16 protein-coding genes are annotated in these 16,302 nt (G+C 61.3%); 5 read left to right on the top strand and 11 right to left on the bottom strand.

The window, feature by feature from the left end:
• The first annotated feature begins 18 nt into the window (after positions 1–18).
• From efpL to kynU, 5 genes are all read left to right on the top strand, one after another.
• Positions 19–597: an elongation factor P-like protein EfpL gene (gene efpL / locus IEX75_RS13815; protein WP_188794874.1), complete on the top strand. Its 579-nt coding sequence runs from the start codon at positions 19–21 to the stop codon at positions 595–597.
• 138 nt (positions 598–735) lie between these two features.
• On the top strand, positions 736–2,841 hold the full coding sequence (locus tag IEX75_RS13810; RefSeq protein WP_188794873.1) for an FUSC family protein: 2,106 nt from the start codon (positions 736–738) through the stop codon (positions 2,839–2,841).
• A gap of 61 nt (positions 2,842–2,902) precedes the next feature.
• Entirely contained in the window at positions 2,903–3,937 is a 1,035-nt protein-coding gene (locus IEX75_RS13805) for an amidohydrolase family protein (protein ID WP_188794872.1), read from the top strand.
• Positions 3,934–4,455: a hypothetical protein gene (locus IEX75_RS13800; protein WP_188794871.1), complete on the top strand. Its 522-nt coding sequence runs from the start codon at positions 3,934–3,936 to the stop codon at positions 4,453–4,455. The genes IEX75_RS13805 and IEX75_RS13800 overlap by 4 nt, the downstream gene beginning before the upstream one ends.
• A 62-nt stretch (positions 4,456–4,517) precedes the next feature.
• Positions 4,518–5,795: a kynureninase gene (gene kynU, locus IEX75_RS13795; RefSeq protein ID WP_188794870.1), complete on the top strand. Its 1,278-nt coding sequence runs from the start codon at positions 4,518–4,520 to the stop codon at positions 5,793–5,795.
• 217 nt (positions 5,796–6,012) lie between these two features.
• Here the strand turns inward: kynU and IEX75_RS13790 are convergent, their stop codons facing one another.
• The 11 genes from IEX75_RS13790 to IEX75_RS13740 all read right to left on the bottom strand — a co-directional run bounded on the left by IEX75_RS13790 (position 6,013) and on the right by IEX75_RS13740 (position 16,302).
• The gene (locus tag IEX75_RS13790) at positions 6,013–6,405 is read right to left on the bottom strand and encodes a nuclear transport factor 2 family protein (protein ID WP_229720820.1); all 393 of its coding nucleotides are present in this window, start codon (positions 6,403–6,405) and stop codon (positions 6,013–6,015) included.
• Positions 6,406–6,433: 28 nt separating this feature from the next.
• On the bottom strand, positions 6,434–7,696 hold the full coding sequence (locus IEX75_RS13785) for a glutamate-5-semialdehyde dehydrogenase (RefSeq protein WP_188794868.1): 1,263 nt from the start codon (positions 7,694–7,696) through the stop codon (positions 6,434–6,436).
• Positions 7,693–8,841 carry a glutamate 5-kinase gene (gene proB / locus IEX75_RS13780; RefSeq protein ID WP_188794867.1) on the bottom strand — a complete coding sequence of 383 codons (1,149 nt, stop codon included), beginning with the start codon at positions 8,839–8,841 and terminating at the stop codon, positions 7,693–7,695. The genes IEX75_RS13785 and proB overlap by 4 nt, the downstream gene beginning before the upstream one ends.
• Positions 8,838–9,200, bottom strand: a complete 363-nt coding sequence (locus tag IEX75_RS13775; RefSeq protein ID WP_188794866.1) for a cupin domain-containing protein — start codon at positions 9,198–9,200, stop codon at positions 8,838–8,840. Before IEX75_RS13775 ends, proB begins: the two co-directional genes overlap by 4 nt.
• Before the next feature lie 9 nt (positions 9,201–9,209).
• Positions 9,210–10,505, bottom strand: coding sequence for an argininosuccinate lyase (gene argH, locus IEX75_RS13770; protein WP_188794865.1), 1,296 nt, complete (start codon positions 10,503–10,505; stop codon positions 9,210–9,212).
• Positions 10,506–10,588: 83 nt separating this feature from the next.
• Positions 10,589–11,542, bottom strand: a complete 954-nt coding sequence (gene argC / locus IEX75_RS13765; RefSeq protein ID WP_188794864.1) for an N-acetyl-gamma-glutamyl-phosphate reductase — start codon at positions 11,540–11,542, stop codon at positions 10,589–10,591.
• Between the two features lie 4 nt (positions 11,543–11,546).
• A complete protein-coding gene (locus tag IEX75_RS13760; RefSeq protein ID WP_229720895.1) occupies positions 11,547–12,812 on the bottom strand; it encodes an acetylglutamate kinase in 1,266 nt (421 codons plus the stop codon).
• 37 nt (positions 12,813–12,849) lie between these two features.
• A complete protein-coding gene (locus tag IEX75_RS13755; RefSeq protein WP_188794862.1) occupies positions 12,850–13,989 on the bottom strand; it encodes an acetylornithine deacetylase in 1,140 nt (379 codons plus the stop codon).
• A complete protein-coding gene (locus IEX75_RS13750) occupies positions 13,986–15,179 on the bottom strand; it encodes an argininosuccinate synthase (RefSeq protein WP_188795691.1) in 1,194 nt (397 codons plus the stop codon). Before IEX75_RS13750 ends, IEX75_RS13755 begins: the two co-directional genes overlap by 4 nt.
• Positions 15,180–15,203: 24 nt before the next feature.
• On the bottom strand, positions 15,204–15,680 hold the full coding sequence (locus IEX75_RS13745) for an OsmC family protein (protein WP_188794861.1): 477 nt from the start codon (positions 15,678–15,680) through the stop codon (positions 15,204–15,206).
• Complete coding sequence (locus tag IEX75_RS13740) at positions 15,673–16,302, bottom strand: FMN-binding negative transcriptional regulator (protein ID WP_188794860.1); 630 nt, start codon at positions 16,300–16,302, stop codon at positions 15,673–15,675. Before IEX75_RS13740 ends, IEX75_RS13745 begins: the two co-directional genes overlap by 8 nt.

The raw sequence follows: 16,302 nt of genomic DNA, 5'->3' as shown, positions 1-16,302 counted from the left end.
CATCGGCTCTCTCATCCCATGAAAGCTTCCGACGTCAAAAAAGGCAACGTGGTCGAACACGAAGGCACCGTTTACCAGGTGCGTGATATCGAACGCAGTTCGCCTACTGCGCGTGGCGGCAACGTCACGTTCCGTTTCACGCTGTACTCCATTCCCGGTGGACGCAAGTTCGATCTCAGTCTGCGTGCCGACGATGATCTGAAGGAGATGGATCTGGTCCGCCGCGCTGCCAACTTTTCGTACATGGACGGTGATGCGTACGTCTTCATGGACAACGAGGACTACACGCAGTACACGCTTGGCCCGGAACTGATCGGTGATAACGCCGGCTACATCGTGGAAAGCGTGGAAGGCTATTACGTACAAGTGATCGACGATGCGCCGGTCGGCCTGCAAGTGCCGACCAGCGTGCTGTTGATCGTGGTCGACACGGCACCGGAACTGAAGGGTGCCAGCGCCACCAAGCGCACCAAGCCGGCCAAGCTCAACACCGGCATCGAAATCCAGGTGCCGGAGTACATCACCACCGATGAAAAAGTGTGGGTGAACACGCTCACTGGCGAATTCGCCGGCCGCGGTTCCGAAAAGACGTTCTGAACACAAAGCCGCGCCAGCAACGGCGTTGAACCCCGACAAAACGGCGCCCACCACGGCGCCGTTTTTTTCCTGCCACCGCCACGCGACACCGTCCTGGCGGTAAGGCAGAATCGCTGCATTCCGGTAGCGTTTCCCGCCATGTCCACCCGCACCTATTCGCTACGTGCCAGCGTGCTGCAAAGCCTGACTGCGACCAAGCGTCCGGACGTACCCGCGTGGGTGGTGATCCGCAATACCGCTGCCGTGGTGCTGCCGCTGGCAGTGGGCATGCTCACCGGACACCAGGAGGCAGGCCTGGCGATCGGTGCCGGTGCGCTCGACACCATGTTTTCCGATCAGCCGGGGCCTTATCGCCAACGCCTTCAGCAGTTGCTGCTTGCCTCGCTCGCGGCCGGACTCGCTTCGCTTTGCGGCTTTCTGATCGGTGGCAATTTGCCGTTGATCCTGGTGGCGACCGTAGCCTTCGGGTTCTTCGGCGGCCTGTTGGTCGTATTCGGCGTGGATATCGCGCGCGTAGGCATGACCAGCATGATTCTGCTGGTCATCACCGCCGCCACGCCAACCACGCTCGGAGATGCCTTGATCGGCGCGGGACTGATTTTTGCAGGCGGTCTGTTGCTGACCCTGTTCTCCGTGGCCGCCTGGCCGCTGCAGCGCTATGGTCCGGAGCGACATGCATTGGCTACCGTCTATCGCGGCCTCGCGACAGTAGCCAGAGAAAACAAGAAAAACGACGAAGACGTGCCCGCGCTCACCGAAGCGATGACCACACTGCAGCAGACGCTGCTTGGCCGCCACCACGCACGTGGCCGCGCGATGGAGGCCTTCGCCGTACTGCTGGAACTGGCCGAACGCCTGCGCCTGGAACTGGTCGCCATGGCGGAACTGCACGGCGCGGCAAACATCGTTGCGATGTTTCGTGCCGATGCAGCACGCGTACTGAGTGCGCTGGCCGACGCACTGGAAAGCGGCGATTCCCCGGAACAAGCGACACGCGCCCTGCAAACCTTGCAGGCCAGCGAACGCGCACTGCTGGACAACCACACCCGCAGCGACAGCGTCGCCGCGCATATCCACGCACTTTCCGGCCAGCTCGCTGCCGCCGTGCGCAATGCGAATTGGGCCGGCACAAGCGGTGAACAACGCGCAGCGGCGGCGGAAACGCACCTGCCAAGCGCACTGCGCGGCAGCTCGGCGCTCGCTACATTGCGCGCCAATCTAACCACCCATTCGGTAGCGTTTCGCCATGCGATGCGTTGCGCAGTGTGCCTGAGCATCGCACTGCTCGTGTCACGCATATGGCAATTGCCACACGGCTATTGGCTACCGATGACGGCGGCGATCGTGCTGCGGCCGGACTTCGCAGCCACCTTCAACTTTGGCTTGCTGCGCGTGGTAGGCACCATTCTTGGCCTGGTGCTGACGACTGCGCTGTTGCACATCACGCCGCATGATCCTTGGGCGCACCTCGCCCTGATGGCGGTGCTGTGCATGGCGTTCCGCTATCTGGCAACTGCCCACTACGGCATTGCCGTCGCCACACTGACAGGCACCGTGGTGATTCTGTTGTCGTTCGAAGGCGTCAATTCCGGCACGGCAGTCATGGATCGCGTGCTCAACACCGTGCTCGGCAGCGGCATGGCTTTGCTCGCTTATGTAGTCTGGCCGACTTGGGAGCGTGTACGCGCGCGGGCCGCCTTGTCGGACATGCTGGATGCTTATGCAGGTTACCTGCATGCACTGGCACGGCCGGAACAGCGCCATGCTCACCGCGAGACCCGCACCGGGGTACGTACCGCGCGCACCAATGCACAGGCCTCGCTGGATCGCATGCAAGCCGAACCGGCCACGCCGCTGAACCTGCTGGAGCTGGCCAATGCCCTGTTCCTCAACAGCAACCGGCTGGCACGCACGGCGATGACGCTGGAAGCGTTGCTGCACGACTGCGACAACCTGCCCGAGCAAGTCGAAGTCACCCATTTCGTGGAGCGAGCGGCGTCGCAGCTGCGCGCCCTGGCCGTGGCGCTGCGCAATAATCAGACACCCGACCCGGCGCCGGAACTACGCCAGCTGCAACGCAGTCTGGCTACCCTGCTCGCCATGGCTGACGATCGCCCCCGTGCAGAGCAGTTGGTACGCATCAGCGACCGCCTGGTCGACAACATCAACACGCTGGCCTACGTGGTCGGCCGCGGCCCGCTGGAAGCAGCGGCAGCGCAAAGTGAACGCCGCGTGCATCCTTAAGCGATTGTGATTGCTGCACCGCTCAAGGCCGGCCGCCCCGGCAGGCGCTACACTTGGCGCCATGCTAAAAATCGATAACCACGCTCACATCCTTCCGCGTGACTGGCCCAACCTGGCAACCAAGTACGGCAACGATGCGTTTCCAGTGATGACGCACAGCGACGGGCGGCATCGCATCTACAAGGATGGCAAGTTCTTTCGTGAGGTGTGGGACTCCTCGTTCGATCCGCAACACCGCATCGACGACTATGCCCGCTTCGGCATCAACGTGCAGGTGATCTCCACGGTGCCGGTGCTGTTCTCGTATTGGGCACCGGGTTACCAGGCGCTGGAGCTGCACCGCCACCTCAACGATCACATGGCTGGCATCTGCCGGGACTACCCCAAGCACTACGCCGGCATTGGCACCGTGCCGCTGCAGGCGCCGGAACTGGCTATCCGCGAACTTGAGCGCTGCATCGACGAGTTGGGGCTGTACGGCGTGCAGATCGGCTCGCATTGCAACGATTGGAATTTGGACGCGCCGGAATTGTTCCCGTTCTTCGAAGCCGCTGCTGATCTCGGCGCGGCCGTGATGGTGCATCCCTGGGACATGATGGGCGCCGCCAGCATGCCCAAGTACTGGATGCCATGGCTGGTGGGCATGCCTGCCGAACAATCGCGCGCCGGTTGTTGCCTGGCTTTTGGCGGCGTGCTGGAGCGGCTGCCCAAACTGCGCGTGATGCTCGCTCACGGCGGCGGCAGCTTTCCGTGGAGCATCGGCCGCATCGAGCACGGGTTTCGCATGCGTCCGGATCTGGTTGCCACGGACAACCCGCGCAATCCACGCGAATACCTGCAGCGCCTGTATTTCGACTCCTGCGTACACGATCCCAAGGCATTGCAGTATCTCCTGGATGTGACCGGCGTCGACCGCGTGATGCTCGGTACCGATTATCCTTTCCCGCTGGGGGAGCAGGAGCCGGGCAGCGGCATCGAATCGCTGCATCTGGATGAACCGACCCGCGCCCGCCTGTTTCACGGCACCGCGCTGGAATGGCTGGGGCTGCCGCTACGTCGTTTCATACCCAACACGTATCCCGAGGAACACGCATGAAATTCAGCCGTTACATGGTGGTGACAGCCTTGCTCGCACTAGGCGGCATCGCCGTGGCTCACGCCGACGACGTCAGCATGGCATCCGGCAGTGTGCATTTCACCACGCCGGCCAGCTGGGTGAGCATCATGCAAGTCGACGGTGATCCTGAAGTGCGCGTGTTCCAAGTACCCGATCCTTCCCCCAGCGCCAGTACCACGCTGGCACGCATCAGCGTGACGGTGAAGCAGGTGACGGATGCTCAGGCATTCGGTGACTACGTCAATGGCGCGATGGTGAAAGCGAAGAACATGAAGGATTACCAGGCAAGTACGCGTCCATCGGGCGAGCAGAACAGCTTCCTCTATACCGCTAGCGAAAGCGGAACCCAGTACACCTATACCGAGCGCTACTGGTTTCGGAATGGTCACGCGATCCAACTGCGCTGCGTGCGGCCATCCGCCAGTGAGGCCGGCCAGGCTTGGGCTGCGAACTTCGACAAAGGTTGCAGCGATATCGCTGCCAACTTGAACGCCTAAGTTTTTTTCTGCCGGTATGTGCGCGTTTTCTCGCACAACACATACCAAGTCAGGATGCTCCGATGTCAACCTCTTATGAAGCCACCGCCGAATGGGCTCAGGCCCGCGATGCTGCCGATCCGCTGCGTGATTTCCGCAACGAGTTTCTGATTCCTCCGCACGGGCACAGCGAAAGCCATTACTTCTGCGGCAATTCGCTCGGCTTGCAGCCACGCGCGTCACGCGAAGCCGTCAATGCAGAGCTGGATTACTGGGGTGAACTCGGCGTGGAAGGCCATTTCAAAGGCCGCCTGCCATGGATGGATTACCACGAGTTCGTGCGTGATCATCTCGCCGAAATCGTCGGTGCGCAGCCCGATGAAGTCGTAGCGATGAACACGCTGGGTGTGAATCTGCACCTGATGATGGTGAGCTTCTATCGCCCCACGCCGGATCGCCATGCCATCCTGGTTGAGGCCGGTGCGTTCCCCACGGACCGTTACGCGGTGGAATCGCAAATCCGCTACCACGGCTTCAGCCCGACGCTCTCGCTGATCGAACTGGAAGGCGACGAGCCCAATGGCACGATCTCGATGGGCGCGATCGAACGCGTGCTTGCAGAGCACGGATCGCGTATTGCACTGGTGCTGTTGCCCGGCGTGCAATACCGCACTGGCCAGGCATTCGATCTCAAGACGATTACCGAGCTTGCGCACAAGCAGGGCTGCCAGGTGGGTTTCGATCTTGCCCATGCAGTGGGCAATCTGCCCCTGCAGTTGCACGACAGCGGCATGGATTTCGCCATCTGGTGCAGCTACAAATACCTCAACGGCGGCCCCGGCGCCGTAGGCGGCGCGTTCATTCACGCACGCCACGCGCGCACCGCCTTGCCGCGCTTTGCCGGCTGGTGGGGGCACGACAAGGCCACACGCTTCCAGATGGGGCCAGAGTTCGTCCCGACACCCGGCGCGGATGGCTGGCAGCTTTCCAATCCACCGATTCTTTCGCTAGCACCGCTACGCGTGTCGCTGGAAATTTTTCATCGTGCCGGCATACAGCGTTTGCGCGAGAAGTCGCTGCAACTTACCGGCTATCTGCAATGGCTGGTCGAAACGCAGCTTTCCGACGTGCTGGAAGTCGTTACGCCGAAAGAACCTCAGCGCCGCGGCGCGCAGCTTTCCATTCGCGTGCTGGGTGGCCGTGCGCAAGGACGTGCGCTGTTCGAGTATCTGATGGATAACGGCATCATCGGTGACTGGCGCGAACCGGACGTGATCCGGATTTCGCCGGTGCCGTTGTACAACCGGTTTGCGGATTGTCTTGCGTTTGCACAGGCGGTGCGGCGGTGGAAAAGAGGTTGATAGCCTAGGGCGTGGATCGGAGTGCAAACCTCCATATATCGCGACGTTTCCCACTCTTTCGGCAAGAGCAGAAGTCCGCGTTAATACCGTTTCAGAGCGGGTCGTCATTCCGGCGAAGGCCGGAATCCATCGCCAGTACGAAGCATGGATTCCGGCCTTCGCCGGAATGACGTCGAGGTAAAACCGACTTTTTACGGCGAATGACGCGCCTAGGCGGCTATTCGTAGATTGGGGTGCAAACCCCACGCGATGCGTTACGGCGCTCACCGAGCTTGAACCGCGCACTAACGATCTTGCCCGCCTCAATTTCGTAAATGGCAAGCACGTCCATCTCACCCAAGCCGTCAGGGAAATTCCGGGTGACTAGTTCCTGGTCGACAACCAGGTTGCCGACCACCGTGCGATGTACCAGCCGGCCATGCAGATCCGGTTCCTTGAACCGCTCCATGTGGCGTTCACGAATCTGCGCCGCGCCGTCTGCGAGCAATTCAGACGGAAAGATGTAGTACTGGCAATCGTCCGCCCACCATTGCATGAAGCGATCGATGTCTTTTGCGTTGTACGCATCCAGTTGCTCTTGTACTGGACGCACGATGTCTGCCTGGTTCAATGAGACTCCCTCTTTGTTCCCTGATGGATTACAGCCGGCTCTGTGGATGGCGTACCTGTCCATCGCCGCGCACGATAAAGCGTTCTACAGTCAAGGCTTCCGCACCCATCGGTCCATAGGCATGCAGGCGGGTGGTGGAAATGCCGATCTCGGCCCCCAGGCCCAATTCACCACCATCGGAAAAGCGCGATGAGGCGTTCACCATCACTACGGCTGAGCGAATAGCCTGCACGAAACGGCGGGCGGATTCGTCGTTGCGTGTAGCAATGACTTCGGTATGGTCGGAGCCGAAACGCTGGATGTGGCCGATGGCCATACCAAGATCGTCGACCACGCGGATGGCGAGGATAAGGTCGAGAAATTCCGCAGCGTAGTCTTCGTCGGTTGCAGGTCGCAGGCCTTTCACCAGGGCGCGCGAACGTTCGCATCCCAGCAACTCGACGCCTCGCTCCTGCAACGCCTGCGCTGCTTTGGGCAGGAATGACGAGGCGACATCGCGATGCACCAGCAAGGTTTCCAGCGCATTGCATACGCCAGGGCGAGAAGTCTTGCCGTCGACCAGCAGGTTCAGAGCCAGTACTTCATCCGCCGATGCATCGACATAGAGATGGCAGACGCCCTTGTAATGCTTGATCACCGGCACGCGCGCATGCTCGGCAACGAATCGGATCAGGCCTTCACCACCGCGCGGAATCGCCAGATCGACGATGTCGCTGAGCTGCAGCAATTCCACCATCGTTTCGCGACGCAGGTCTTCGATCAAGGTCACGGCCGCAGCAGGGATATCATGCTTTTCCAATGCGATGTGCAAGGCTGAAGCGATCGCCATGTTGGAATGCAGTGCTTCGGAACCACCACGAAGAATCACGGCGTTGCCGGCCATCAGACATAACGCGGCAGCGTCGGCGGTCACGTTGGGACGTGCCTCGTAGATCATCGCGACGACACCAAGCGGGATGCGTACACGCTCGATTTCCAGGCCGTTTGGACGTGTCTCGCGACGGGTAACCAGGCCAACCGGATCGGGCAACGCAGCGATCTCACGTACGGCATTGGCAATGCCGCCGATACGCGCTTCGTCCAGGCGCAGGCGGTCAAGCATCGCGCCCTGGGTGCCCTTGGCAGTGGCGTGCTGCAAATCGCGCGCGTTCGCTGCCAGGATGGCATCGCGCTGTGTTTCCAACGCGGCAGCCATGTCGTGCAGCAGCTTGCGCTTGGTTTCGGTATCGAGTGCAAACATGGCTTGCGCAGCATCCTTGCAGGCCAAGGCCAGGTGACGAATCTCGCTCATACTTCCGATTCTCCTGCGATGGTGGCCAGATCGTCGCGATGTACGATCTCGTCGCCGTAGCTATAGCCAAGGATGGACGCGATATCGCGGCTATGCCGCCCGGCCAGGCGGCGCATCTCGGCTGCACCGTACTGGCATAGCCCACGTGCGATGGGCCGGTCCTGGGCGTCGACGATTTCCACCAGGTCGCCGCGATGGAACTCGCCTGCCACATCCAGAATGCCGCCAGGCAGCAGTGATGCGCGCCCGCCGGCCAGTGCGCGGACGGCGCCGGCATCGACGCTGACGCGACCACCGCCGGCGGGCGCATGACGCAGCCAGTACTTGCGCGCCTGCATGCGGTTGCCGGCTACGTCGATCAATGTGCCGCGCAGCCGTCCTTCTTCCAGTGCCTTGACCGTCGCAGGCTCGCGACCGCTGAACAGTGCCGTAGGGATACCGGCTGCGGCGGCCTTCTCAGCAGCCTGCAGTTTGGTACGCATGCCGCCGGTGCCCACAGCGGTGCCGCTGCCGCCTGCCATGACGATGATCTGCTGGGTCAACTGCGGCACATGCCCGATAGGTTCAGCTGCCGGGTTTCGACGAGGATCGGCGTTGTAAAGCGCATCCACGTCGGAGGCTATCAACAGTAAGTCGGCATCCACCAAGGCGGCGACGATAGCAGCGAGATTGTCGTTGTCACCGAGTTTCAGTTCGTCCACCGCCACCGTGTCGTTCTCATTGACGACCGGCAAGACACCCAGCATCAGCAGCTCTCGCAACGTGGCACGTGCGTTGAGATAACGGCGCCGGTTGCGCAGGTCGTCATGCGTCAACAGCACTTGGGCAACCGGATATTCCGACAGGCTTTGCCACAAGGCGATCATCGGTGCCTGGCCCAGTGCAGCCAGCGCCTGTTTCGCCGCAAGCTCCGGGCCCGGCACCGCGCGCGTGCGCAGCAATGCGCGTCCTGCAGCAACGGCACCAGAAGAAACCAGCACGACCTCTCGCCCTGAACGCTGGCTAGCGCTGATAAAGCCAGCCAAGGCTTGCGCGTAAAGGGGGGTGAGGCCGCCACCGTCGGCGGCCAGCAGATTGCTGCCGACTTTCAATACGGCGCGGCGCCATGCCGGCAAGGTGTGTTCGGGCAGCGCACGTCCGGTCACGAGGCAACTTCCTCCAGCGGTGCAGCGATTCGATCACCGTGACTCTTGGGCGAAGAAACCGCTACGAATCTTGCATCACCCTCACCGTCGTTACGCACTTGGTGCGCGCTGCCTGGCGGCACATGCAAGCCTTGGCCACGCTGCAAGCGATGAACAATACCTTCCAATTCGATCGTCACCTCGCCTTCCAGCACGTAGAAGAACTGCCGTGCACGCGCATGCCGGTGACGCTGTTCGAAGCTGCCGGGCGGCATGCGTTCTTCGATGATGCTGAGCTCGTCCAGCGCCAGCAGATGCCAGCCGTCGCAGGATTGTCCCCAGTGATAGTGCTGCGCGTTTGCCGTGCTGACGATGCTCATGCCGATTTGCTATGACGAAAGGTGATCGAGACGCTGCCGCAAGACATCCAGCTGTACATCGTTACCCGCGCCCGGTGAGGTACGTGCCGAGAGACTGGATTCCGGTGTGCGCCCCTGCCCTGCCTCCTGCGCTGCCTGTGCCGCGGCACGATAGGCTTCGCGGAACGGCACACCCGCTGCAGCCTGCTCGATGGCGACGTCAGTGGCGTACATGGCCGGCTCGATGGCGGCACGCATGATGGCTTCATTCCATTGCATGCGCGCAAGCAGATCTGGCAACAATTCCAGCGCCGCGAGGCCGTGCGTGACACCATGAAACAACGAGCCTTTGGAGAACTGCAGATCGCGCTGATAGCCGGAGGGCAGCGACAGCAATTGCTCGATCTCGCACCGTGAGGCAGCAACCGTTGCGTAGGAAGCGCGCAGCAGTTCCACTACATCGGGATTGCGCTTGTTGGGCATGATCGAACTGCCGGTGGTGTATTCCGACGGCAGCGATACGAAGTTGAATTCCGCAGTGGTGAACAGCGACAGGTCCCAGGCTAGGCGGCGCGCATCAAGCATCGCGCTGCTCAAGGCTTCCATCACCGCCATCTCGAACTTGCCGCGCGAAAGCTGCGCGTAGATGGGCGAGACCTGCATGCGGCCGAAGCCCAGCGCCTGCGTGGTATGTGCGCGATCCAGCGGCAGGTTGACGCCGTAACCAGCGGCGGTACCGAGCGGATTGGCGTCGATCCATGCGGCGGTCTGCTTGGCGCGCCAGGCATTGTCGATAAAGCCTTCGGCGAAACCGGCAAACCACATGGCAGTGGAAGACACCACGGCACGTTGCAGATGGGTATAGCCCGGCAGCGGCAATGCCGGCTGTGCGGCGCGCTGCAAGCACACATCGGCAATAGTGCGGCAATGTGTTTCCAACAGCGCAAGCTTTTCCTTCAACCATAGGCGGGTGGCGACCAGAATCTGGTCGTTGCGGCTGCGGCCAGTGTGCACGCGGCGGCCGGCATCGCCCAGGCGGTCGGTAAGCCGGGCTTCGATGGCGGAATGGCCGTCTTCGTAGTGCTCATCCAGCACGAAACGTCCCGCGCGAAAGTCCTCAGCCAGCACGTCCAGTTCGCGCTTGAGATCTTCCTGCTCCTTCGCGCTGACGACGCCTATGTTCGCCAGGCCTTCGACATGCGCCTTGCTGGCGGTGATGTCGTGCAGGAAGAACTCGCGATCCAGCAGCACATCGTCGCCGGCGAGGAATTTCATGATTTTCGCGTTGGTTTCGATGCCGGCTTTTTGCCAAAGAAGGTCGGTCATGGTTTTAGGCTCTCATTTGCTTTTTTTTGCCGTCATTCCCGCTTTTGCGGACATGACGTCCGGGGCAACATGCATCCCGCACGTTACAGTGGAATCGACGTGTATTCGTCCACGCCAATCGCCCGATTGATGTTCTGCATCGCCTGCGTTGCAGCGCCCTTCAACAGATTGTCGAGCGTAGCCACCACGACCACACGCTTGGCGTCAGCAGACAGCGCAAAGCCGCCAACCTCCGCGTGATGCTTGCCAGCGATCTGACTCACCCACGGTGCCTCATCGAGCACGCACACCAGCTTCTCGCCGGCATAGGCTTGCTGGAAACGCGCCAGCACATCCTCACGCTTCAGGGCACGCGAAAGATAGAGGTTGGTGGTAACGGTCAAGCCGCGAAAATGCGGAGCCACATGCGGCATGAATTCCACAGGAATGCCAAGGTGCCGGCTCGCCTCCTTCTCGTGCATGTGGCCGGTAAGCGAATACGGCATCAGGTTGTCGCGCAGCTTTTCCGGATTGTTCTTGTCGGACGGCGTGGCGCCGGCACCGGAATAACCGGAAACACCAAAGCACACCGGCGGCGCGGCCAGCATGTCCTTGAGCGGTGCAACGGAAAGCTGGATGGCCGTGGCATAGCAGCCGGGATTGCTGATGCGCTTCTCGCCGCGCCACTTGTTGCGGGTGAGTTCGGGCAGGCCGTAATACCAGCTGTTGTCAAAGCGGTAATCTGCCGATAAGTCCACGATGACCGGGTCTTTGCCGGCAGCATCGAATGCTTCCACGCAAGCGGATGCCTTGCCGTTAGGCAACGCCAGCACCACGACGTCGGCATCGAGCGAAGGCAGTTCTTCATGGGCGGGCGAGCTGTAGCGCAACTCGCCCTTGTATGCCTCGACATGATCTTCGACGCGCTGTCCATTCAACTCGCGCGAAGATACGTAAGCCAGTTCCAGCGCCGGATGCGCCGCAACCAGACGGATCAGTTCTGCGCCGGTATGGCCGCGAGCGCCAACGATGCCGATGCGTTTCTTGGAAGTAACCATATTTTCAGTCGATCAAAGTGGGTTGGCGTGTCGCGCAGTGTTCGACGCAGCGCGCGATCGTGTCGAAGCCATCCAGGCCGTACCAGAAGACCTTCCAGCGTTCCTGCTTGTAGCAGCCGTCCGATTCGGCGTAGTAGAAATGATTGATGGTGTTGCCGTGACGCGAACGCCAGAACAGTTTCGGGTTTTCCTCACGCATCACCAGCCAGACGGCGCGGCCAAGGCCTTCGCCCTGCGCATCGTCGAGCACGGCGAACTTGTCGAGGTAGACCAGGCCATCCTCGCTGGTGAGGATCATCGCGGCACGATAGTTTTCGCTGACGTAAATGCGATAAGGCCTGGTGCGCACGAAATAGTCATCGACCACTTTGCGACCAAAGCTGGATTCGATCAGTTCTCGCATGCGTGCCTGGTCTACGCCATCCCAGCTTTCAAATCGGAATACCTTTTCGCCGCGGCGTACCAGCGTGCCGGAGCCTTTGTGCGTGAACAGCTCCTTGGCCAATTCCGACGGACGCGTGATCGACACCGACGAGGTCAACGGCAGACTCTGCAGCAGATCGGCAATCTGCTCGATCTTCACGCGCATGCCGCCGTTGATCCACGGTTGCTGAATCAGGTGTTCGAATTCGGTGCTCAGGTTGATCGAATCGATGATCTGGCCCTGGTCGTCCAGCAGGCCGCCCGTACCGGTCAGGAAGACGATCTTGTACGGCTGTAGCACGCGCACCAGTTCATTGGCGGCGAAGTCGGCATTGATGTTGAGGAACTGGCCTTCATCCGTTTCGCCGAGACTCGCGATCACCGGAATGGAGCCAGCGCGCAAGCTCGCTTCGATCGGCGCGAGGTTGATGCTGTCGACCTTGCCCACCATGCCGTAGACATCCTTGTCCAGGAAGCTGGACATGAACACGCCGGACGGCACCGAGGTGGCACGCGTATCCATCGCCTGCAGAGCTTCGACCAGGCGCAGGTTCTGCTGCTGGAAGACACGGCGCACGATGCCCAAGGCTTTCGGCGAGGTGACACGCAAGCCGTTGACGGTCTGCTTGGTGATGCCTGCGGCCTGCAATTCCTCATCGAGCTGCGGACCGGCGCCATGCAGCACGATCGGCGTGAGGCCTACCTGCTGCAGGAAGGTCAACGACGAAGTCAGATCATTGAGCTCGTCGCGCAACACCGCGCCGCCCACTTTCACCACGGCGAAGCGCTTGGCATCCAGCTGTGAAAAGCGCTTGAGGTACTGCTGGATTTCCTTGGCGCTGCCCATGGCGGAGAGCAGGCGCACAATGGTCTGGCGAGTGTTCTTATGTGCTTCCACGGTTCACGATCTCGTAGATGGTCTCTGCGTATTTTTGCAATTGATCCAGTGCGACCCATTCGTCGGCGGTATGCGCCTGCGCGATGTCACCGGGGCCGTAGACGAAGGAGATGTAGCCGGCTTCCGAAAACAATGCAGCCTCGGTCCAGAAGTTCACGGCATTGCCGACGGGAATGCCGAGTTCATCGGCAATGTCACGTGCGGCAAGGCGGCGTGCCTCGGCGTTGGAAACGTCCCCGGCAGGCAAGGACATGCCGCGGAAGAGTTCTTCGTAACTGACCGGTTTGGGTTCCACCAACGCGCGGAACGTTTCCAGCAGCTGGTCCGGGTCCATGCTGGGCAAGGGACGGAAGCCGAAACGCACGTCAGCCGTAGGCGCGATCATGTTTGCCTTGATGCCGCCCTCCACCCGGCCGATGTTGAAGCGCAAACCCGTGAGGCCGCCGAAACGCTCGTGCGACAGGCTTTCGACGTATTCCAGTGCCGAAGCACCCCAACGTATGGCCTGATGTACGGCACTGTCGGTGGCCTTGATCTCGCCTGAGGCGTGGCCGGCTTGCCCCGTGAAGCGCATCTGCACCGAATGGATGCCACGGTGCGCGAGTACTGCTTCGCCACGCGTCGGCTCGGCCACGATCACCGCATCGTACTTGTGCCCTTCTTTGAGGAAGCCGGCGATACAACGCGGATCGTTCGCTTCTTCGTCAGTGGAGAGCAGCAAGGCAAGGTCGCCTTGGCAGGCGTTCGCCACGGCAACCAGTGCCGCCGCCGCACCTTTGATGTCGCAAGCGCCAAGACCGATCGCGCGATCGGACGTCACGTCCAGCACATGCGGATCACGCGTCCAATGCGGCGAGTCCGGCACGGTATCCAGATGTACGTTGAACAGATATTTCGGCTTGCCGCGCACGGCGTACAGCGTTACCGCGCCGGCACCATAATCGGTCACGCGCACATCGAAATCCGGCAGTTGCTCGCGCAGATAATCGAAGATGCCGCCAGTGCCAATCGAGCGCGGGGGGTTACGCGTATCGAAGGACACCAAGGCACGCAAATGCTTCAGCGTCGCATCGAGCAACGCCGTGCCGAGTCCCGGATCGTGGGCCCCGAGGTCCGCAGCACTCATCGGTTCACCTCGGCCCACAACGTGCTGCTCATGCCGAACAGCTTGATGAAGCCTTCCGCTTCCGCCACGCCCCAGTCTGCCGCCTGCGCGTAAGTGGCACCCTTGGCGTTGAGGATGTGCTTGGATTCCACCGCGACTGCATTGATGATGCCGCCGCTGGTTTCCAAGGTAACGTCGCCATTGACGGTCGACTGGCTCGACGCGAGGAAGGCTTCCAGGTCGGTTTTCAGCGGGTCGTGGAAGAAACCTTCGTAGACCAGTTCCACCCACTTGCGCGCCACGTCCGGCTTGAAGCGGTTCTGCTGCTTGGTCAGCACCGCTTCTTCCAACGCGCGATGCGCCACCAGCAAGGCGGTGAGGCCAGGCGCCTCGAAAATGATGCGGCCCTTGAGGCCAATGGTGGTGTCGCCGGTGTAGATGCCGCGGCCCACGCCATACGACGCGAGCAGGCCGTTGAGCTTGGCGAGCAGTTTATGGCCGTCGATCTTTTCGCCGTCCAGCGCTACGGCTTCACCATGGACAAAGCTCAGCGTCAGTCGCAATGATTTGGACGGCCATTCGGAACGCGGCTTGCACCAGCCGACGGCGCCTTCGCCCGGCGTCTGCCAGCGATCGATCTCGCCACCGGACATGGTCACGCCGAGCAGGTTCTCATTGATGGTGTAGGCCTTCTGCTTCGCGCGCACACCGAAGCCCTTGGCTTCCAGATATTTCTGCTCATAGGCGCGCACTTCGGTGTGTTCTTTCTGGATTTCGCGGATCGGCGCCACGATTTCGTAATCGCCCTGCGCTTTCACGGCGAGGTCGAAACGTACCTGGTCGTTACCCATGCCGGTGCAGCCGTGTGCGATCGCCTTGGTGCCCAGTTGCGCGCAACGCTCGAGCGCGGCATCCACGATCAGGTAGCGGTCGGACACCAGCAGCGGGTACTGGCCCTGGTACCCCTCGCCGGCCCACACGAAGGGCTTGACGAAGCCGTTCCAGATTGCCGGACCGCCATCGATGGTGACGTGGCTGGCCGCCTTCAATTCCTTGGCACGCGCTTCGATATAGGCGCGTTCCTCGGCATCCACGCCGCCAGTATCAGCGAACACGGTGTGCACGGCCCAGCCGCGCTCCTGCAGATAGGGGATGCAGAAGCTGGTGTCGAGACCACCGGAGAAGGCCAGAACGATGTCTTTGCTCATGATGCGAGATCCAAAAAGAAAGGTGGTTTACACGGATTCGATGACAATGCGTGGTTCGCAGCGCACCGGAAAATTGACGGAATTGGCGATGAAACAGGCGTGGTGTGCATCGTCGTGCACGCGTTTTGCGGCTTCGGGATCGCTATGGGCGGTGATGGTGACGCGCGGGCGCAACACGACTTCGGTGAAGCGCCCATCGTTACCGCACTCCAGTAGCGTACCGACGGCATCGTCGACGTACTCGGTTACCACCACGCCTGCCACAGCGGCAAGATGCAGATACCAAAGCATGTGGCAGCTCGACAGCGCGGCCACCAGCATGTCTTCGGGATTGTGCTTGCTGCCGTCGCCGCGAAAGGCAGCGTCGGACGAGCCAGCGATCACCGGTTTGCCGGCGACATGCACTTCATGCTCCCGGCCGTAACCTTGATAGGTCTTGGTGCCGCTGCCGTGGTTGCCTGTCCATAGCACTTGAACAGGATACTGGTGCTGCCGATCACCCATGTCGACGCTCCTCGGCTTGTTGCATCAGTGCGGCCAGCTCGGCATCACGCCGGCCGTCGCGTTCGGCCAAACCGCGCAGCACGCCAGCGCGATTGGCATCCGGATGGTTCTGGCTCAGCTTGAATTTGCCTTCGATGCGCTCGATCGCGATGTCGATACCCACGATCAGACGCAGCATCTTTTCGATGTGATCTTCCGGTGCATCACCGACATGCCACGGCTTCGGCTGCGAAGCTTCGTGACGATCGGTCAGCCGCTCCAACAGGCCGCGCAACCAGGTGTGATCTTCCACCACGCGCAAGCGGCCATGGGCGTGTACCACTGCATAATTCCAGGTAGGAACTTCGCGCCCGGTCTCGTGCTTGCTGGGATACCAGTTAGGGCTGACGTAGCCATCCGCACCGTGGAAGATCACCAGCACCTGTGCGCCATCGGCCTTCGACAGCTCATTGCCACGCGCAACGTGTCCGTGCAGCGATGCATCGCCCACCAGCTCCAGCGGCACATGATTCGCCGCCAAGCCGTTGTCGCCATGCATGACGATGGTGGCAAACGGATAGTCGCGAATCAGCGCATGCAGTACATCGCTACGCGTTTCTTGGAAGGACTTGGGCAGATACAT

Source organism: Dyella nitratireducens (genome assembly GCF_014642835.1).
GTDB lineage: Bacteria > Pseudomonadota > Gammaproteobacteria > Xanthomonadales > Rhodanobacteraceae > Dyella_B > Dyella_B nitratireducens.
This window is presented reverse-complemented; position numbering and strand designations above follow the sequence as displayed.